This window comes from Nocardioides sp. TF02-7, from assembly GCF_022437945.1.
GTDB lineage: Bacteria > Actinomycetota > Actinomycetes > Propionibacteriales > Nocardioidaceae > Nocardioides.
The window spans coordinates 1974757-1994075 of the sequence record NZ_CP092535.1; the positions used below are offsets into that span (position 1 = coordinate 1974757).

Consider the following 19319-nt stretch of genomic DNA (forward strand, 5'->3'; position numbering starts at 1 on the left):
CATCTGCATGATCAACGTCCGTCCCGCCGAGGAGTGCGAGTTCGACATCGTCGCGCTCGGCGAGGTGATGCTGCGGCTGGACCCGGGCGACACCCGGGTGCGCACGGCGCGCCGGTTCGAGGCCTGGGAGGGCGGAGGTGAGTACAACGTCGCCCGGGGCATGCGCAAGGTGTTCGGCCTGCGGGCCGGGGTCGTGACCGCCCTGGCGGACAACGAGGTCGGCCACCTGGTCGAGAACCTGATCATGCAGGGTGGTGTCGACACCTCGCTGATCCGGTGGGAGAAGTACGACGGCATCGGCCGCACCACGCGCAACGGGCTCAACTTCACCGAGCGCGGGTTCGGGGTGCGCGGCGCGGTCGGTGTGTCCGACCGGGCCAACACCGCGATCAGCCAGATGAAGCCCGGCGACGTCGACTGGGACGACCTGTTCGGCCGGCGCGGCGTGCGCTGGCTCCACACCGGCGGCATCTTCGCCGGGTTGTCGGAGTCGTCGGCCGCGGTGGCCGAGGAGGCGATGGCGGCCGCGCAGAAGCACGGCACGATCGTCTCCTTCGACCTCAACTACCGGCCGAGCCTGTGGGCGGGCATCGGGGGCACCGAGGTCGCCCGCGACGTCAACACCCGGCTCGCGAGCCACGTCGACGTCATGATCGGCAACGAGGAGGACTTCACCGCCGCGCTCGGCTTCAGCGTCGAGCACGTCGACGAGCACCTCCGCACGCTGCCGATCGACAGCTTCGCGGCGATGGTCGGCACCGTGGCGGAGAAGATGCCGTGGCTGTCGGTCGTCGGGACGACGCTGCGCACCGTGCACACGGCGAGCGACAACGACTGGCAGGCGATCGCGTGGTCGCCGGAGACCGGCGTGCTGTCGTCGACGCCGCGTGACCACCTGGCGATCTACGACCGGGTGGGCGGCGGCGACGGCTTCGCCTCCGGTCTCGTCTACGGCCTCCTGGCGGGCGAGGAGCTCCAGCAGTGCCTGGAGCTCGGCGCCGCGCACGGAGCGCTCGCGATGACGACGCCGGGCGACACGTCGATGGTGACCCGGGAGGAGGTCTACGCCCTCGCTTCGGGCGGTAGCGCGCGCGTGCGCCGCTGACCTTCGCCGAAACGACCTCGCAGACCCGCTTTCCTTCCTATGCTGGGCCCGCCACGACGCGGGGCCCTCAGTGTGCCCAGCCCTGCCACTGTGGCGCACTACCTCCTCCGGCCCACCCCGCATCCTCCGCGGGGTGGGCCGGAGTTCATGTATCTGAACTAGATGGGGATTTCGTTCACGATCTTGGACAGGGTTCTTGACTCTGTGTGACGGCCCTCATAACGTCAGCCCCGAGTACGCCTGCCCGAGGCGTATCTCGAGTCGAGCCGAGTCAAAGGAAATCTCCGAATGAACGTGCTTCGCAGGCCCCGTCTGCGCACAGTCGAGCGGTGTCGCCGCTCACTGGCGCACCTCGTCGCGGTGACCGCGGCGCTGGCGGTCGCGCTCCCGGTCCTCGCCGGGTCCGTGTCCCCCAGCCTCCGCGGACCCCACCGACGGCAACCTCAAAGTCCTGCTCTTCTACAAGACCCAGTTCCACGCCTCCCACGTCCAGGCCCGCCAGGCCGTCAGGGACCTCGCCCAGGAGCTCGCCACCGAGCACGAGCAGGTCCTGGAGATCGAGGAGACCGACGACGCCGCGGCGTTCACCGAGGAGAACCTCGCTGACAAGGACGTCCTCGTCTTCGCGCAGACCGGCGGCGTGCTCTTCAACGACGCCCAGCGCGCCGCGCTGGAGGACTACATCCGCGGCGGTGGCGGCTTCATGGGCCTCCACTACACCGGTTGGTCCGTGGGCCAGAGCGAGCACGACGTCAACCCGTTCTACCTCGAGCTGGTCGGTGCGATGTCGGAGGGCCACCCGGAGAACCCGGGCGTGCGCTCGGGCCGCGTGGTCAACACCGACCCGTCGCACCCGCTGACCGCGAACCTGCCGGCCGACATCACCCGCAACGACGAGTGGTACGACTGGACGTTCAACCCGGCCGGCAACGTGCGCACGCTGCTCGAGACCGACGAGAGCTCCTACAGCAGCCTCGGCCGCCAGGGCACGACGCACCCGATCACGTGGTGCCAGCAGATCGACTCGGGCCGATCCTGGTACACCGCGCTCGGTCACGAGGGCTCGGCGTACGCGGAGCCGTTCATGCGCACCCAGATGCGCAACGGCCTCGCCTACTCGGCCGGCCTCGTGGACGCCGACTGCACGCCGCCGGCGAAGGACGAGCAGGGCGAGTGGAGCGGCGTGACGCCGTGGCCGCTGATGCCGATCAACATGGCGCTCACCTCCGACGGCAAGGTGCAGTCCTTCGGCAGCGTCTCGACCGGCTGCAACGACTCGACCCCGTTCGACTTCTCCGGTGACGGCTGCATCTCGCAGGGCGGCCAGACCGAGATCGACGTCTGGGACCCGAGCGAGGAGCGGACGCTCGACAACCTCTACGACGGCGTCATCGCCAACACGACGTACACCGACCTGTTCTGCTCGATGCAGGTGCAGAACCCGCACCGCAAGTCGATCATGACGGTCGGCGGTGACGACAGCCTCGGCGCCAACGCGCCCAACGACGCGGCGATCGGTGTCACCAACTACACCACCAACACGGGCATCACCGACGAGGCGCCGATGCACTTCCCGCGGTGGTACCCGACCGGCACCACGCTGCCCGACGGCCGCATCGTCGTGCAGGGCGGCAGCTCCAAGGGCGGCCCGGGTGGCCCCGGCGTCATCACGCCGGAGGTCTACAACCCCGACGAGGGCTCCGGCTGGAAGCTGCTGACCGGCGCGACCAGCCAGGACGCGTACGGCGACGGCGGCAACGGCCAGCCCGACGAGAACCGCTGGTGGTACCCCCGGGCCTTCGTGGTCCCCGGCAAGGGGCACCGTCTTCAACATCAGCGGCACCGCGATGTTCGAGCTGGACACCGACGGCGAGGGTGAGATCACCCACTTCGACCGGCTCCCGACGGACATCGCCGACCAGGGCCCGCTGGGCCGGCCGGTCGGCGCCACGTCGACGGCCGCGATGTACCGGCCCGGCAAGATCCTGCAGGTCGGTGGCGGCCACTGGGTCAACGGCGGCGGCCCCGCCGGCGCCCGCGCCGGCTTCACCGTCGACCTGACCGGCCCCGGCGGCGTCGAGGACCCGATCATCGAGGCCACCTCGCCGATGGAGTACCAGCGCCACTGGCCGACCGCGACGGTCCTGCCCAACGGCGACGTGATGGTCTCCGGCGGCAGCCGCGACAACAACGGCAACGGTGGCTACGTCACCAACGCCGAGATCTGGAACCCCGACACCGACACCTGGACCACCATCGAGGTGCCCTACGAGCACGCCCGGCTCTACCACTCGGCCGCGCTGCTCCTGCCCGACGGTCGGGTCATGATCGGTGGCGGCGGCGTGCCCGGCCCGCGGAACTACCGCGACGTCGAGTACTACTCGCCCGCCTACCTGTTCGACGGTGACGAGCCGGCTGTCCGGCCCGAGATCACCAAGGCGCCGAAGAAGCTCGGCTACGACGGCACCTTCGAGATCCAGACCGACGGTCCGATCGAGCGGGTCACCCTGGTCCGCAACGGCTCGGTGACCCACGGGTTCAACAACGACCAGAACTTCCAGGACCTGGAGTTCAGCCAGAACGGCAACACGGTCTCGATCGACTCCCCGGTCGACTCCACCTACGCGCCCCCGGGCTCGTACATGCTGTTCGTCTTCGACGCCGACGGCACGCCGTCGGTCGCGAAGATCGTCGACATCGACCCCGAGGTCCGGATGGACCAGCGGACGCCGAAGATCGTCGACCAGTTCGAGTACCCCAAGCTCCCCACGGAGTGGCGGGGCGCGAACCCGCCGATGGTCATCGACGTGGCCCCCGGCAACGGCCGGATGGCTCCGTGGGAGGTCACCAGCCAGGTGCAGCTCGTGCGCGGTGCGTCCACCGGGCAGGGCGGTCTCGGGCTGACCGGCTACCAGCTCGCGCTGGGCAGCTCGGGTGACGTCGAGCGGACGATCAAGGGTCTGAGCACGGGCCGCGACTACCGGGTCTCGTTCCGGATGGCTCGCGACAACCGCTCGGCAGCCGGCCTCGGCGACGCCGTGGCGGACCTGACCGTCGGCTCGCTGACGGCGACGCTCACCGCGACGTCGGAGTTCTCCTCGCAGACCGCCTACGACTACTACGTCGGCACGTTCACGGCCGACCAGCGGTCGGAGGTGCTCCGCCTGAAGGGCTCGGGTGAAGGCGCCGGCCTCATGATCGACGACCTGGTCGTCATCGCCGAGGACCCGGAGACGTCCGACATCCCCGTCCACTACGAGTTCGAGGAGGGCGAGGGGTCGACGGCCGCCAACACCGGCACCGACACCTCGGTCGACGCGGCCACGCTGGTGGGTGACACGGGCTGGTCGGAGAACGGCGTGTTCGGCTCGGCGCTCGACCTGGTCGGTGGCGAGAACACCAACACCGTCGACCTGCCGGACAACCTGCTGCAGGGCGAGGACGCCTTCACGACCTCGTTCTGGGTGCGGCCCGACACCAAGGGGAACTGGATCAACCTGTTCCACATCGGTGACGGCCTCGGGGACGACGGGAGCTTCTTCCAGATCCAGATGCAGACCCAGGCCCGCAACCCGGGCAACTCCGGTCTCGCGGCGACCTTCAAGGCCAAGGGCAGCAACGTGCAGGAGCGCGTCTACGCCACGCCGACGCAGGACGTGACCGAGGGCCAGTGGAACCACGTGGTGTTCGTCCGTGACGGTGCGACCGGCACGCTGTTCCTCAACGGTGTCGAGATCGCGAGCCGGGACGACCTGACGATCGACATGACCGATGTCGGTCCGACCGCCAACAACTGGCTGGGTCGCAACGGCTACCCGGACCCGGCGTACGACGGCCTGATGGACGACGTGCGTGTCTACACCTCCGCCCTGACGAGTGACGACGTGGCGGCGATGTACGACGAGGGCTCGGCGCTGCGCACCACCACGACGGTGTCGGTCGACCCGGCCTCCCCGTCGCCGTTCGGCGAGCCGGTGACGGTCTCGGCGACGGTCGACGCGGACGGTGACGCCCCGGTCGAGGGCTCGGCCGAGCTCTGGATCAAGGGCAGCCGTGTGGGCACCCCGGTGGAGGTGGTCGACGGGACGGTGACGTTCCCGGAGGTCGCGCTCTCCTCGGGCGACCACGCCATCGAGGTCCGGTTCACGGCGGCCGACGGCTGGCGTGACTCGGTCGGCACGCTGACCCACACGGTCGAGCGGCCGCCGGTCGGTGAGGGCGTTCCGGTCCACTACACCTTCGACGAGGGTGCGGGGACCACCGCCGACAACACCGGTCTGGACTCGTCGATCGGCGAGGCCCAGCTGCAGGGCGCCGTGGGTTGGTCGCCGGACGGCAAGTACGGCTCCGCGCTCTCGTTCCCCGGCGGCGACGCCGGCACCGGGAACCACGTGCGGCTGCCGGACAACATCGAAGCCGGCCTCGACGAGGAGTTCTCCACCTCGCTCTGGCTCCGGCCGAACCAGCTGCCCCAGTGGGTGGCGCACCTGCAGATCGGCAGCAGCACGGACACGTTCTTCCTGCTGCAGTCGAACACCAACGCCAGCGGTCCGACCGGGTTCGCTGCGACGTTCAAGGCCCCGGGGACCCCGGGCTCTGCGCAGGAGCGACTCATCCTCGGCCCGGGCAACGACATCCCGCTCAACGAGTGGACCCATGTCGTGTTCACCATGAGCGGCTCGACCGGCAAGCTGTACTTCAACGGCGAGCTGGTGGGCACCCGGGAGGACTTCACCGTCAGCATCGGTGACGTCGGCGTCGGCGGCGAGACCACGATGAACCTGCTCGGCGGCACCAGCTGGCCGGACCAGCGTTACAACGGTCTCATCGACGACTTCCGGCTGTACGGCTACGAGCTGTCGGACGAGCAGGTCGAGGAGCTGTTCAACGCGCCTCCGCCGAACGTGGCCCCCGAGGCCGCGGACGACGCCTACGACACCACCGAGGGCAACCCCCTCGAGGTGCCGGCGCCCGGTGTGCTCGACAACGACACCGACGCGGACGGCGACGACCTCACCGCGACGAACGTCACCCAGCCCGACAACGGCGACGTGACGCTCGACGAGGACGGCTCGTTCACCTACACGCCGGACGCCGGGTTCTCCGGCACCGACACCTTCACCTACACCGCCAACGACGGGTCCGCGGACTCGGCGCCGGCGACGGTGACGATCACGGTCGAGGCGGCTCCCGAGCCCGTCGAGACCACGATCACGGCGTCGGTGAAGGCGGTCACCTACGGCAAGCGCGCAACGGTCGTCGCGACCGTCTCGCCGGACGCCGCTGGTGGCGAGGTCACGGTCTCGCTGGGTGCCAAGGAGCTCGGCTCCGCGGACCTGGTGAACGGCACGGCGCGGGTCAAGCTGCCCGCCAAGCCGTTCGCGCCGGGCAAGCGCCAGCTGACCGTGAGCTACGCCGGTGACGACTCGCACGAGGCGTCGTCGACGACGGTCGCCCTGACGGTCCAGAAGGTCGCGCCGAAGCTGCGGGTGCAGGCACCCAAGGCGATCAAGCGCGGCAAGAAGGCCACCGTCAAGGTCGCGCTCACCGCACCCAACCAGGTGCGCGTGGCCGGCAAGGTGCGGATCACCGTCAACGGCAAGAAGGCCGTCCGCGTGCTCAAGGCGGGCAAGGTGACGGTCAAGCTGCCCAAGGCCAAGGCCGGGAAGATCCGGGTCAAGGTCGTCTACACCGGCAGCAAGCACGTCAAGAAGGCGAGCAAGACGGTGGTGATCAAGGTCAAGCGCTAGCACCACCGAGCACTGCCGGACAGTGCAAGGACGCGGGCCCGGGCGAGCAGTCGCCCGGGCCCGCGGCCGTTGGGGCCGCGCGTCCCGACGGCGTGGCGGCACGGCCGCCGTACCCCCGATCCCTCCCGAAAGGCTGGTCCCCTCGATGTCCCTCCGCTCGGCAGCGTCCCGCTCCCGGCACCGAGCCTTCCTCGCCCTGCGCGGCCTCGTCGTCGCGTTCGTCGGCGCCACCGCCCTCACCCCGGTCGCGGGCGCCGTCGCCGCTCCGCCGGCGACCCAGGACGCCCACGCCGGGCATGCTGGACACGCGGCGCACGCGGACCACGCAGGGCACGCGTCGCACGGTGCCGACCGCCAGGCCGCCCCCGCGGCCGAGGGCCGCACCTGGGTCGTCGACGCGGTGGACGACGAGACGGGGAACTACTGGGTGTCGGCCGACACCGGCACCGCCGACGTCACGATCGCGGTCGGCGACACGGTGGAGTGGCAGTTCGACCGGGCCCTGCTCGACCACGACCTCACCTCGGTGGACTCCCGCAGCGTGTGGGAGGAGCCGGTGCTGGAGGGCCGACGGCCCGGCGGTGAGCCGATCCGCCGGACCTTCACCGAGCCGGGGATGTACGAGTACATCTGCTCCACCCACAGCACCGTGATGCGCGGCTGGATCTACGTCGAGGAGCCCGGCAGCGGGCAGGAGCCCACCGTGACCGCGTCGGCCGAGCCGACGAGCGGCTCCGCGCCGCTGACCGTCGCGTTCTCCGGCGACGTCGCGGGACACGAGGACGCTGGCTCGCTCACCTACTCCTGGGACTTCGGCGTGCCGGGCGGCGCCACCGCCGAGGGCGAGGACGTGACCTACACGTACGCCGAGCCGGGCAGCCACCTCGCCACGCTCACCGTCTCCGACGACGCGGGCGAGGTCGGCACCGACATCGTCGCCGTCGACGTGGCGGGGGCCTCGTCGCTGCCCACGGTCGAGGCGGCCGCGACGCCGCTCTCGCCGGTGGCGCCGGCGCCGGTGGAGTTCTCGGCGGAGGTGGCGACGGGTGGTGAGTTCGTGGCGTTCGCCGACGGGCTGTCGACGTACCCGGAGCTGACGGGGACGGCGCGGATGGTGCGGTCGCGGGGGGCGACGTACGCGTCGTTGGACGTGACCGGGCTGAAGCCGGGAGCCGAGCACATGGTGCACGTGCACGAGCAGGCGTGTGCCGTGGGGAACGCCGGGGCGCACTTCCGGTTCGACGAGAGCAAGCCGTTCGCGGAGGAGAACGAGATCTGGTTGCCGTTCACCTCCGACGCCGCGGGTGCGAGCGGTCTGGTCGAGGTGACCCAGCCGCAGCGGGCGGGGGCGAAGGCGGTCTCGATCGTGATCCACGACCCGGACAACCCGGCGAAGCGGATCGGCTGCGTGGACCTGGGTCCGGACACCGCGGGCCTGACCTATGCGTGGGACTTCGGTGACGGGACGACCGGTGAGGGTCCGGACCCCGACCACACCTACACCGAGCCGGGCACCTACACGGCGACCGTGACCGTCGGCGGTCCTCACGCCGGCCACGGCGGACCGACCGTCACCGACACGGTGGAGGTCGTCGTCGGTGCGGCGCCGGCGCTGCCGTCGGTCGAGGCGACGGTGGACGTGCCGGGCGAGGCCGTGCCGGCGTCGGTGGAGTTCTCGGCGGAGGTGGCGACGGGTGGTGAGTTCGTGGCGTTCGCCGACGGGCTGTCGACCTACCCCGAGCTGAGCGGGACGGCGCGGATGGTGCGGTCGCGGGGGGCGACGTACGCGTCGTTGGACGTGACCGGGCTGAAGCCGGGCGCCGAGCACATGGTGCACGTGCACGAGCAGGCGTGTGCGGTGGGGAACGCGGGGGCGCACTTCCGGTTCGACGAGAGCGGGCCGTTCGCGGAGGAGAACGAGATCTGGTTGCCGTTCACCTCCGACGCCTCGGGTGCGAGCGGTCTGGTGGAGGTGACCCAGCCGCAGCGGGCGGGGGCGAAGGCGGTCTCGATCGTGATCCACGACCCGGACAACTCGGCGAAGCGGATCGGGTGCGTGGACCTGGGTCCGGACACCGCGGGCCTGACCTATGCGTGGGACTTCGGTGACGGGACGACCGGTGAGGGTCCGGACCCCGACCACACCTACACCGAGCGCGGCGCCTACACCGCGACCCTCACCGTCGGCCGCGCCGAGGGCGGGCCGGTGGCGACCGAGACCGTCGAGGTCCTCGTCGGCGACCACACCGCCCCGCGGACCAGCTTCACCCGCGGCCCGGCCGGTGCCGTGCGGTCCCGGGCCGCGACGTTCGGGTTCGACAGCACCGAGGCGGACAGCACCGTGGAGTGCCGTCTCGACCGTGCCAGCTGGAAGCCCTGCACCTCCCCGGTGCGGCTCACCGGCGTGCGCGAGGGCCGGCACGTGCTCCGTGTCCGCTCCACCGACGCCGTCGGCCAGACCGGCCCCGTCGCCGTCCGCCGGTGGACCGTCGACCGCACCGCTCCCGTGGTGCGCGCCAACCCCCGCGGCGTCGTGCGCGACCGCACCCCCACCATCCGGGCGAAGGTCGTCGACCGGCTCACCCGGGTGCGCCCCGCCTCGGTCGTGCTCAAGGTCGACGGCCGCAAGGTCGCCCGCCGCTACAACGCCCGCCTCGGCAAGGTGACCTGGACCCCCGCCGCACCCTCACCCGCGGCGTCCACAAGGTCCGGCTCGTCGCCGTCGACGCCGTCGGCAACCGGCGGGTCGTCACCTGGCGGTTCCGGGTGCGGTGAGGTCGGGGCCGGGCGCGGACGTCATACGTCGCGAGGGCGATCGCCCACGGGCCGTATGACGTCCCACGCGCGCAACCCAACCCACCCGCCAGAAAAACACCGACTCCCCGGCCACCCGCCCCCCACCACGTCGATCCGAGGATCGGCGGGTGGGCGGCGGGCCCGGGGAGCGGGCGGCGCCCTACGAGAGGGCGTACGGCGGCTGGGTCAGGAGCCGTCGGCGAGGGGAGGCGACGACGCCGGCGCGGCTGTCGTCCTCGCTGGCGAGCACGCCGCCGTTGGCGACGATGTCCGGGGTGATCTCGGAGAAGACCATCCGGACGTCCTGGCGGCGGGCGCCGAGGATCTCGACGGCGCTCTCGGTGACGGCCTGCGCGAAGGCGCGCCGCTGCTCGACGGTGCGGCCGCGGAGCAGCTCGACGGTGATGTTGGGCATGGTTCTCTCCTCAGGCGGGGACTGCAGGACCGTCCACGTAGGCGACCCTGGTTCGGTATCCTGAACAGGATACGCTGTCCGTGGCGGGCGCCACAACGGCCCGTCCAGCGAGCCGTTCACATGCTTGACATCGGTTCGGTGCCCTGGTTCATTGGGCCGCACCGAGTTCGCGATGGTGAACTCCGCGACAGGCGAGGACGAGGGGCTCGACGGATGCTGGTGCTCGGCCGCCACGGGCGGCGCCCCGCCGCCTGGCTCGCCGTCGCGGCGATCGCCGTCCTCCCTCCTGCTCGGCTCCGCCGGCCCGGCCGACGCCCACGCCTCGCTCGTCGAGTCCGACCCCGCCGAGGGTGCGGTGCTGGCCGAGGCGCCCGAGTCGATCCGGCTGACCTTCAACGAGACGATCGCCGGCGTCCCCGACGGCGTGCAGGTCTTCGACGCCTCCGGCACCGAGGTCGAGTCCGAGTCCGGCGTCAGCGGTCCCGACCTCGAGATCAGCCTCGAGGAGGAGGTCGCGGTCGGGACCCTCGTGGTCGTGTGGCGGGTGGTCTCCGAGGACGGCCACCCCGTCAGCGGGTCGCTGACCTTCGCCGTCGGCGCGCCCAGCGCCACCGTCGCGGCGCCACCGACGCAGGCCGAGGGCCCGTCCGGCGCCCCGCTCGAGCTCAGCATCGTCCGCTGGATCGCCTACGCCGGGCTCTTCCTCGCCGTCGGACTCACCGCGTTCACCCTCCTGCTGCTGCCCGTCGCCCCTGAGACCGACCGCGCCCGCCGCCGGCTCGTCGTCGCCGCCCGCGCCGGTGCGGTCGCCGCGGTTCTCGGCTGGCTGGTCGCCCTGCCGCTCGTGGCCGTCTACCAGCTCGGCGGCGACCTCGGCTCCCTCGGCGACGGCGCCACCTGGTCGGCGCTGGCGACGACGGAGTACGTCGTGACCGCCGCCGTCGTGCTCGGCACGGTCGTCGCCGTCGGGGCGCTCGGCTCCGGTGCGCCGGAGCGACCACGCCGGGTGGCGGCCCTCGTCGCCGCCGGGATCGCCTGCTGCGCCCCCGCGCTGTCCGGCCACACCCGCGCGGCGACGCCGGAGGCGCTCGCCGTCGCCACCGACGTGCTGCACCTCCTGGCCGGCAGCGTCTGGCTCGGGGGTCTCACCGCCCTCGCACTGGTGCTCCCCGACCTCGCCGCGCGCGGTGTGGTCGGCGCCGAGGTGCTGGCGCGGTTCTCCGGCATCGCGGCCGGCGTCCTCGCCGCGCTCGTCGTGTCCGGCGTCGTCCTCGCCTGGCGGATCGCCGGCTCGTGGGACGTCCTCACCGGCACCGGCTACGGCCGGCTGCTCCTCGCCAAGATCGCCGCGGCGGGCGTCGCCGCCGGCATCGCCGCGTGGAACCGGTTCCGGCTGCTCCCCGAGATGCAGGCGACCGTACGCCGCCGCGACCGGCGCGCCGGCGCGCGCCTGGTCAGCCGGGCGACGGCGGCCGAGGCCGGCGTGCTGGTCGGCGTGCTGCTCCTGACCGGCCTACTCGTCGACCGCAGCCCCGAGCCCGACACCTCCGCCGCGGCCGCCCAGCAGGCCCGCCCGCAGAGCCGCACCACCACCCTCGGCGAGGCGGAGGTGGTCGCCACCGTCTCGCCGCCGACCAGCGGCCCCGCCACCGTCACCCTCGAGATGCGCGACGCCAACGGCGCGTCGTACGAGGGCTACGAGGCGCCGCAGGATAGCCTCTCCTCCGACCAGGTCGACCTCGGCGTCGTGCCGCTCCAGTCGATCGCGCCGGGCACGTACTCCGCCGAGGTCGTGTTCCCGTCGCCCGGCGAGTGGACGCTGCAGGTGTCGCTCCGGATCGACGAGTTCGAGAACCCGGTCACCACGGTCGACTTCTCCATCGGCGGCCCGGGCTGAGCGCTGGCCGCTCCGATAAACCCCGCCCGGCCCGTCCCGGGGCCGGAGGCAGGTCAGCCGCCGAAGGTCCAGACCAGCAGCTCGGTCGCGACGCCGGCGGTGACCTCGTGGGCGGGCTCGTCCACGAACAGGAACGCGTCGCCTGCCTGCAGCGGCTCGGCCAGCGACGACCGCAGCAGGGCGCCGGTCGCGACGTAGGCGTGCAGCCGCGGGGCGGTCGGGAGGCGCAGCGTGTCGCCGGCCGCGAGCCGCGCCACGGCGAACGACGCGCCGGCGACCCCGAGGCCGATGTCGGCGCCGTCGCCGAGGAGCGGCACCAGCGCCGGTCCCGGTGCGCCGGCGGCGTCCGGGCGCGCGTAGTGAGGAGCGGCGTCGGGGTCGTCCGGGGTGAGCCAGACCTGCACGAACCGGGCCGGCCCGCCGGCGCCGGCCACCTCGCTGTGCCGCACGCCGGCGCCGGCCGAGAGCAGGGCGCACTCGCCGGCCCCCAGCTCGGTCGAGGTGCCGAGCGAGTCGGTGTGCAGCAGCGTGCCGGAGACGACGTAGGTCACGATCTCCAGCGCCGAGTGCGGATGGTCGTCGAACCCGCGTCCGGCGCCGAGGACGTGGTCGTCGTGGCAGACCATCGGGCCGAACGCCAACCGCTGCGGGTCGTAGTGGGGGCCGAAGGAGAAGGCGTGCTGGGTCAGCCGGCCCGGCTCCCGCTCGACGTACCGGGCCGAACTCCTGCGGATCTCCACGCTCACAGGCAGGATTGTGCCGTGGCGGCGTCGGAGGAGTTCCCCAGGCTGCCGGGAGGGTTCCGGTTCGGGACGAGCACTGCAGGCGTACCAGATCGAGGGAGCCGTGGCCGAGGACGGCCGCGGCCCGAGCGTCTGGGACACGTTCTGCGACCAGCCCGGCCGGGTCGCCGACGGCTCGAGCGGCGCCGTCGCCTGCGACCACTACCACCGGGTCGACGAGGACGTCGCGCTGATGGAGCGGCTGGGCGCGCCCGGCTACCGCTTCTCCGTCGCCTGGCCCCGTGTGCAGCCGACCGGCGCCGGGAAGGTCAACCCGGCCGGCCTCGACTTCTACGACCGGCTCGTCGACAAGCTGCTCGCTGCCGGCGTGCAGCCGATGGTCACCCTCTTCCACTGGGACCTGCCGCAGGCGCTCGAGGACGACGGCGGGTGGCTCAACCGGGCGACCGTCGAGCGGTTCGCGGAGTACGCCGCGGTCGTCGGCGAGCGGCTCGCCGACCGGGTGGAGCACTGGGTGCCGGTCAACGAGCCCAACGTCGTCACGACGCTCGGCTACGCCACCGGCCTGCACGCGCCGGGCCGGACGCTGATGTTCGACGCCCTCCCCGTCGCGCACCATCTCCTCGTGGCCCACGGGCGCGCCGCGATCGCCCTGCGCGCGGCCGGGGCGACCAGCGTCGGCTGCGCCAACAACCACGCGCCCATGTGGCCGGCCTCCGACGACGACGCCGACGTCGGCGCCACCAAGATCTTCGACGCCCTGTGGAACGGCATGTACGCCGAGCCGATGCTGCTCGGGCGCTACCCCCGCGACCTCGAGCCGCTCGTCGAGGACGTCATCCGCGACGGCGACCTCGCGACCATCCGCCAGCCGCTCGACTTCTACGGCGTCAACTACTACAACCCGTTCCGCATCGGCGCCGCGGCGGGTCGACAGCGAGCTGCCGTTCGAGATGCTCGAGGTGGTCGGCTACCCGACGACCGACCTGGGCTGGCCGATCGTGCCCGACGCGCTGCGCGAGTGGCTGATCATGTTCCGCGCCCGGTTCCGTGCGGCGGTCCCGCCGATCTACGTCACCGAGTCCGGCTGCGCGTTCGACACCGGCCCGGGGCCGGACGGCGTCGTCGACGACCAGGCGCGGATCGACTACCTCGCCGCCCACCTCGGGGCGGTCGCCGACGCGGTGCGGACGGGCGTCGACGTCCGCGGCTACTACACGTGGTCGTTGATGGACAACTTCGAGTGGGCCGAGGGCTACGCCCCCGGTTCGGCCTCGTCCACGTCGACTACGAGACGCAGCGCCGCACGCCGAAGCGGTCGTTCCACTGGTACGCCGAGCTGGTGGCGCGCCACCGCGCCGCCAACGACTGACGGACCGGCTTCAGCCGAGCGCGCTGTCGAGCAGCCCCCGCAGCTCGACGACGGAGTCCTCCAGCGGTCGCAGCGACCGCTCGGCGCGGCACAGCGCGACCGCCCCCTCGATCGCGGCGACGACGAGCATCGCCAGCCGGGGCGCCCGCTGCTCGTCGACCCCGGCGTCGACGAGCACCGCCGTCAGCGACTCCTGCCAGGCCTCGAAGACCTGGGTCGCGAGCGCGCCGAGCGCGGGGTCGTCCTCGGTGGCGACGGCGAGCACCGGGCACCCGGAGCCGAACCCGGTGCGCTCGAGCACGTCGCGCCACTCGTCGGCGAGCGCCTCGAGCGCCGCGGCCGGCCCGTCGTCGCGGCCCGCCTCGATCCGCCGGGTCACGTGGGCGCCGACGGAGCGCACCGCCTCCTCGACCAGCTGCTGCTTCCCGCCGGGGAAGTGGTGGTAGGTCGAGCCGATCGGCACGCCGGCCGCCCGCGCCAGCTCGCGCAGGCTCATCGACGCCGCGCCGCGGGTGCCGACCAGCCGCGCGGCGCCGGCGATCATCCGGGAACGGGTGTCACGGGCCACGGAGCCCATCCTATTGCCCTGGCTATGACAGTCGTCATAGACTCCGGCCATGGAATATGACACTCGTCATAGCAGCGCGGTGGCGGACGACGGGCGGGCGCTCGCCTACGTCACGCTCGAGCCGGCCGGGACGCCGCGCGGCGTGGTGCTCGTCGTGCCGGCGATGGCCACGCCCTCGACGTACTACGCCCCGTTCGCCCGCCACCTCGCCGGGCGCGGCTGGCGGGTGGTCACCTTCGACTACCGCGGGACGGAGAGCCGGGCGGCGATGAAGGCGTCCACCGCCGACGTCGATCGCTGGTTCGCCGACGTCCGCGTGCTCCTCGACGCCGTCGCCGACGAGGCCGGCGACCTGCCGGTGACCTGGGTCGGCCACAGCCTGGGCGGGCAGATGCTGCCGTTCGTGGACCACACCCGGCTCGCGTCGGTCGTCACCGTCGCCGCGGGCGACGGCTACTGGCGCCGCAACGCGCCCCGGGTTCGGTGGCTGGCGCCGCTGATCTGGCTGGCGCTGGCGCCGGTCGCGACCCGGGTGGCCGGCTACTACCCGGGGTCCCGCCTGCGGGTGATCGGCGACCTGCCGGCCGGGGTGGTGCGGCAGTGGGGCCGCTGGTGCCTCCACGACGGCTACCTCGAGGTCGACCACCCCGAGGCGCCGGCGCTGTACGCCGAGGTGAAGGCGCCGCTGATGTCGTTGTCGTTCACCGACGACGAGCTGATGAGCGCCGCGAGCATCGAGCGCCTGCACGACCGCTACACCGGTGCCGAGCAGGTCCGGCAGCGCTTCGGGCCGCACCAGCTCGACGGTCGCCGGATGGGTCACCACGGCTTCTTCCGCTCCGCCCACGCCGACCTCTGGGAGGAGCTGGTGGAGCCCTGGCTCGCCCGCTGACCCGGACGGCGTCCGCGGGCCGGCGGGCCACGGCTTACGATCCCGCCATGCACCTGCTCCGCCACCGCCGCCTGCTCACCTCCCTCTCGGCCGTCTCCCCTGGCCGTCGCCTTCGCGGCCTGCGCGCCCGAGGACGAGGCGGAGGACCGCACCGGCGAGGTCGCCGAGTCCGACGAGTGCGCGGTCGAGGACCTCCGCTCCGCGAGGACGGCGTGCTGACCGTGGGCACCGACTCCCCGGCGTACGAGCCCTGGTTCGTCGACAACGACCCCAGCAACGGCAAGGGCTTCGAGTCCGCGGTCGCCTACGCCGTGGCCGAGGAGCTCGGCTTCGCGCGCGACCAGGTGCGGTGGGTGACGGTCGGCTTCAACAACCTGTTCAAGCCCGGCGGCACCGACTTCGACTTCGACATCAACCAGATCTCGATCACCGAGGAGCGGGACGAGGTCGTCGACTTCTCCGAGGGCTACTACCAGGCCGCGCAGGCGGTGATCACGCTCGAGGACAGCCCGGCCGCCGGCGCGACCAGCCTCGAGGACCTCAAGCAGCACAAGCTGGGGGGCGCAGACCGGCACCACGTCGCTGACCGCGATCCGCGAGGTGATCCAGCCCGACGAGGACCCGGCGGTCTTCGAGGACACCAACGCCGCGAAGCAGGCGATGGAGAACGGCCAGGTCGACGCGATCCTCGCCGACCTGCCGACCGCGTTCTACATCAGCGCGGCCGAGATCCCCCGGCAGCAGGCTGATCGGCCAGTTCCAGGTCGAGGGCGGCGACACCGAGGAGTTCGGCATGCTCTTCGAGCAGGGCAGCGAGCTGCTCCCGTGCGTCAACCGGGCGCTCGCCGCGCTCGAGGACGACGGCACCCTCGACGACCTCGAGCAGGAGTGGCTCTCGGACGTCGTGAGCGTGCCCGAGCTCCAGTAGTCCCCCCACCGTGACGAGCTGGACTCCCAGCAAGCGGGAGCTCGAACGCCGCCGCGTGCGGCAGGACATGCAGCGACAGCGGGTGCTGGTCGCGTCGATCGCCACCGTCGTCGTGCTCGGCGGCCTGACGACCGCCGTGCTGGTGTCGCCGGGGTGGCCGCGGGTGCGCGAGTCGTTCCTCGACGCCGACCACGCCCGCGCCGTGCTGCCGGCGATCGTCGACGGCTTCTGGGTCAACGTGAAGATGTTCCTCATCGCCGAGCCGATCATCCTCGTGCTCGGCCTCGCCCTGGCCCTGGTGCGCCAGGCCCGCTCGCCGTGGCTGGTGCCCCTGCGCGGGCTGGCCGTCGTCTACACCGACGTGGTCCGCGGCGTGCCGACCCTGCTGCTGGTGTTCCTGTTCGTATTCGGCATCCCCGGACTCGAGCTGCAGGGGCTGACCAACGACCCGTTCACCTGGGCGACCGTCGCGCTCGTCGTGTCCTACTCCGCCTACGTCGCCGAGGTGTTCCGCGCCGGCATCGAGTCGGTGCACCCCTCCCAGCTGGCGAGCGCGGACGCCCTGGCCCTGACCCGCGCCCAGACGATGCGGCACGTCGTGGTCCCGCAGGCCACGCGCCGCGTCGTACCTCCGCTCCTCAACGACTTCGTGTCGCTGCAGAAGGACACGGCCCTGGTGGCGTCGGTGTCGATCTTCGACGCGCTGTTCACCGCCCGCGACTACGCCAACTACAACTTCGACTACACGCCGTACGTCGTCGTCGCCTGCTTCTTCGTCGCGATGACGGTGCCGCTCGCCCGGCTGTGCGACTGGCTCGCGCGCCGGGTGGCGCGCCGCGAGCGGGCGGGCGCGCTGTGACCGCGCCGCTGATGGAGGGCCGGGGCCTCCGCAAGACCTACGGCGACCGGGTGGTCCTCGACGACGTGTCGCTGACGGTGCACGCCGGCGACGTGGTGTGCCTGATCGGCTCGTCGGGGTCGGGCAAGTCGACGTTGCTGCGCTGCCTCGACCTGCTCGAGGACGTCGACGACGGCGTCATCGAGATGGAGGGCCGGGAGATCACCGACCCCCGCGTCGACCCGCGCGACGTGCGCCGCGACATCGGCATGGTGTTCCAGGCCTACAACCTCTTCCCGCACCTGTCGGTGCTCGCCAACTGCACGCTCGCCCCGCGCAAGGTGCACGGCATGTCGGCCCGGGACGCCGAGCGGCGGGCGACCGACCTGCTGCACCGGTTCGGGCTCGGCGACCACGTCCACAAGCACCCCGACCGGCTCTCCGGCGGCCAGCAGCAGCGGGTCGCCCTCGTGCGCGCCCTCTGCACCGAGCCCAAGCTGCTGCTCCTCGACGAGATCACCGCCGCCCTCGACCCCGAGCTCGTCGGCGAGGTCCTCGACATCGTCCGCGGCCTCGCCGGGACCGGCACCACGATGGTGATCGCCACCCACGAGATGGGGTTCGCCCGCGAGGTCGCGTCGCGCGTCTGCTTCCTCGACGGCGGCCGGATCGTCGAGCACGGCCCGCCGGCGCAGGTGCTCGTCGAGCCCCGCGAGGAGCGGACCCGGGAGTTCCTGAGGCGGGTGCTGCCGGGGTGAGGGGGGTGGGGCGCGGGCTGGTGGGTCTGAGGGGGTCGGCGACGTGAGGTTTCCCCGGCCGACCGGGGAAACCTCAACATGTCGGGCAAAGCAATGCCCGACAAGTGGAGGTTCTGCCCGTCAAGTGGGCCCGCACGCATAGGCGCGAGGGCCGCCGCCCCGGGCCCCCGGCCCCCACCCACGCCACCCACCCCGCGCCACCCGCCCCACGCCACCCACCCCGCCCGACCACCGCCCCGCCGACCCCCCGCCCCCGCTACCCTCCCCGCCATGCGCGCAGTGCGGGTGGTGACCACGACCGGGCCGGCCGACGTCGTCGTCGGGGAGGTGCCGGAGCCGGCACCCTCCGCCGACCAGGTGCTGGTGCGGGTGCACCGGGTGGGCGTGTCGTTCCCCGACCTGCTGCTCAGCCGCGGGCAGTACCAGCTGCGTCCGGAGCCGCCGTTCACGCTCGGCGTCGACTACGCGGGGGTCGTGGTGTCGGGGCCGGGCTTCGAGCCGGGGCAGCGGGTGGTCGGGGTGCTGCCGTACGGCGGCGCCGCCGAGCTGGTCGCGGGGCCCGCCGACGCGACGTTCGCGCTGCCCGACGGGATCGGGTTCGACGAGGCGGTCGCGCTGCCGATGAACTACCTCACCGCGCTCTTCGCGCTGACCGAGCGGGGCCAGGTGCGCGAGGGCGAGACGGTGCTCGTGCACGGGGCGGCCGGCGGCGTCGGCACCGCCGCCCTGCAGGTGGCGAGGGGGGCTCGGGGCCCGGACGATCGCCGTGGTCAGCACCGAGGAGAAGGCGGCGTTCGCCCGCGAGGCCGGCGCGGACGACGCCGTCCTCGTCGACGGCTTCCGCGAGGCGGTCGTCGCACTCACGGGCGGGCGGGGAGTCGACGTCGTGGTCGACGTCGTCGGCGGCGACCTGTTCACCGACTCGCTGCGCTCGCTGGCGCCGCTCGGGCGGCTGCTCGTCGTCGGCTTCGCCGCCGGGCAGGGCATCCCGGAGGTCAAGGTCAACCGGTTGCTGCTCAACAACGTCGACGTCCGCGGCGTCGGGTGGGGCGCCTACGCGATGGGGCGCCCCGGCTACATGCAGGAGCAGTGGCGTGCCCTCACCCCGATGATCGAGTCCGGTGTCGTGCGGCCGCCCGTGGGCCGGGTCTACGACCTCGACGAGTTCGGGCAGGCCCTGGCCGACATGGACGCCCGGGCCGCGCTCGGCAAGCTGGTCGTCCGGGTCCGTGACTGACGTCCGGGCGGCCCACGGGC

15 protein-coding genes and 6 pseudogenes are annotated in these 19319 nt (G+C 72.6%); 16 read left to right on the forward strand and 5 right to left on the reverse strand.

The features are described 5' to 3' along the window. The first annotated feature begins 7 nt into the window (after positions 1–7). The 3 genes from MF408_RS10100 (at position 8) to MF408_RS10110 (ending at position 6855) form a co-directional block, all read left to right on the forward strand. Positions 8–1105, forward strand: coding sequence for a sugar kinase (locus MF408_RS10100; protein ID WP_240251258.1), 1098 nt, complete (start codon positions 8–10; stop codon positions 1103–1105). Positions 1106–1556: 451 nt separating this feature from the next. Next, the gene (locus tag MF408_RS10105) at positions 1557–2984 is read left to right on the forward strand and encodes a ThuA domain-containing protein (protein WP_240251822.1); all 1428 of its coding nucleotides are present in this window, start codon (positions 1557–1559) and stop codon (positions 2982–2984) included. Continuing rightward, positions 2953–6855, forward strand: coding sequence for a LamG-like jellyroll fold domain-containing protein (locus tag MF408_RS10110; RefSeq protein WP_240251259.1), 3903 nt, complete (start codon positions 2953–2955; stop codon positions 6853–6855). The genes MF408_RS10105 and MF408_RS10110 overlap by 32 nt, the downstream gene beginning before the upstream one ends. Before the next feature lie 420 nt (positions 6856–7275). Here the strand turns inward: MF408_RS10110 and MF408_RS10115 are convergent, their stop codons facing one another. Then, complete coding sequence (locus MF408_RS10115; protein ID WP_240251260.1) at positions 7276–7494, reverse strand: hypothetical protein; 219 nt, start codon at positions 7492–7494, stop codon at positions 7276–7278. 13 nt (positions 7495–7507) lie between these two features. On the opposite strand from MF408_RS10115, the pseudogene MF408_RS10120 reads away from it, so the two are divergent. Further along, positions 7508–9079 (forward strand): annotated as a pseudogene (locus MF408_RS10120) (PKD domain-containing protein); the annotation flags it as partial. Here MF408_RS10120 and MF408_RS10125 read toward each other — a convergent pair. Further along, positions 9019–9255 carry a hypothetical protein gene (locus tag MF408_RS10125; RefSeq protein ID WP_240251261.1) on the reverse strand — a complete coding sequence of 79 codons (237 nt, stop codon included), beginning with the start codon at positions 9253–9255 and terminating at the stop codon, positions 9019–9021. The pseudogene MF408_RS10120 and the gene MF408_RS10125 sit on opposite strands and share 61 nt — an antisense overlap. Positions 9256–9336: 81 nt before the next feature. On the opposite strand from MF408_RS10125, the gene MF408_RS10130 reads away from it, so the two are divergent. Next, the gene (locus MF408_RS10130) at positions 9337–9630 is read left to right on the forward strand and encodes a hypothetical protein (protein WP_240251262.1); all 294 of its coding nucleotides are present in this window, start codon (positions 9337–9339) and stop codon (positions 9628–9630) included. A 181-nt stretch (positions 9631–9811) separates the two neighbouring features. On the opposite strand, the gene MF408_RS10135 is transcribed toward MF408_RS10130, so the two are convergent. Next, the gene (locus MF408_RS10135) at positions 9812–10066 is read right to left on the reverse strand and encodes a tautomerase family protein (protein WP_240251263.1); all 255 of its coding nucleotides are present in this window, start codon (positions 10064–10066) and stop codon (positions 9812–9814) included. Between the two features lie 286 nt (positions 10067–10352). On the opposite strand from MF408_RS10135, the gene MF408_RS10140 reads away from it, so the two are divergent. Continuing rightward, positions 10353–11963, forward strand: coding sequence for a copper resistance protein CopC (locus tag MF408_RS10140; protein ID WP_240251824.1), 1611 nt, complete (start codon positions 10353–10355; stop codon positions 11961–11963). Between the two features lie 53 nt (positions 11964–12016). On the opposite strand, the gene MF408_RS10145 is transcribed toward MF408_RS10140, so the two are convergent. After that, entirely contained in the window at positions 12017–12709 is a 693-nt protein-coding gene (locus MF408_RS10145) for a pirin family protein (RefSeq protein ID WP_240251264.1), read from the reverse strand. A 100-nt stretch (positions 12710–12809) separates the two neighbouring features. On the opposite strand from MF408_RS10145, the pseudogene MF408_RS25245 reads away from it, so the two are divergent. After that, positions 12810–13568 (forward strand): annotated as a pseudogene (locus tag MF408_RS25245) (family 1 glycosylhydrolase); the annotation flags it as partial. A 91-nt stretch (positions 13569–13659) separates the two neighbouring features. Further along, a pseudogene (locus MF408_RS25250) lies at positions 13660–14078 on the forward strand (family 1 glycosylhydrolase). 10 nt (positions 14079–14088) lie between these two features. Here MF408_RS25250 and MF408_RS10155 read toward each other — a convergent pair. Further along, the gene (locus MF408_RS10155; protein WP_240251265.1) at positions 14089–14646 is read right to left on the reverse strand and encodes a TetR/AcrR family transcriptional regulator; all 558 of its coding nucleotides are present in this window, start codon (positions 14644–14646) and stop codon (positions 14089–14091) included. 49 nt (positions 14647–14695) lie between these two features. Between MF408_RS10155 and MF408_RS10160 the strand changes: the two genes are divergently transcribed. The 8 genes and pseudogenes from MF408_RS10160 (at position 14696) to MF408_RS10185 (ending at position 19299) form a co-directional block, all read left to right on the forward strand. Continuing rightward, positions 14696–15538: an alpha/beta fold hydrolase gene (locus MF408_RS10160; RefSeq protein WP_240251266.1), complete on the forward strand. Its 843-nt coding sequence runs from the start codon at positions 14696–14698 to the stop codon at positions 15536–15538. Between the two features lie 47 nt (positions 15539–15585). Then, a pseudogene (locus MF408_RS25255) lies at positions 15586–16032 on the forward strand (transporter substrate-binding domain-containing protein); the annotation flags it as partial. A gap of 106 nt (positions 16033–16138) precedes the next feature. Beyond that, positions 16139–16219 (forward strand): annotated as a pseudogene (locus MF408_RS25260) (hypothetical protein); the annotation flags it as partial. Positions 16220–16331: 112 nt separating this feature from the next. Further along, positions 16332–16466: a hypothetical protein gene (locus tag MF408_RS25265; RefSeq protein WP_275693394.1), complete on the forward strand. Its 135-nt coding sequence runs from the start codon at positions 16332–16334 to the stop codon at positions 16464–16466. Positions 16467–16476: 10 nt separating this feature from the next. Then, entirely contained in the window at positions 16477–17325 is an 849-nt protein-coding gene (locus MF408_RS10170; RefSeq protein ID WP_240251267.1) for an amino acid ABC transporter permease, read from the forward strand. Positions 17326–17336: 11 nt separating this feature from the next. Further along, on the forward strand, positions 17337–18062 hold the full coding sequence (locus MF408_RS10175; RefSeq protein WP_240251268.1) for an amino acid ABC transporter ATP-binding protein: 726 nt from the start codon (positions 17337–17339) through the stop codon (positions 18060–18062). A 270-nt stretch (positions 18063–18332) separates the two neighbouring features. Continuing rightward, positions 18333–18518, forward strand: a pseudogene (locus MF408_RS10180) (NADPH:quinone oxidoreductase family protein); the annotation flags it as partial. Positions 18519–18828: 310 nt separating this feature from the next. Beyond that, positions 18829–19299, forward strand: coding sequence for a zinc-binding dehydrogenase (locus MF408_RS10185; protein WP_240251269.1), 471 nt, complete (start codon positions 18829–18831; stop codon positions 19297–19299). Positions 19300–19319: the final 20 nt, after the last annotated feature.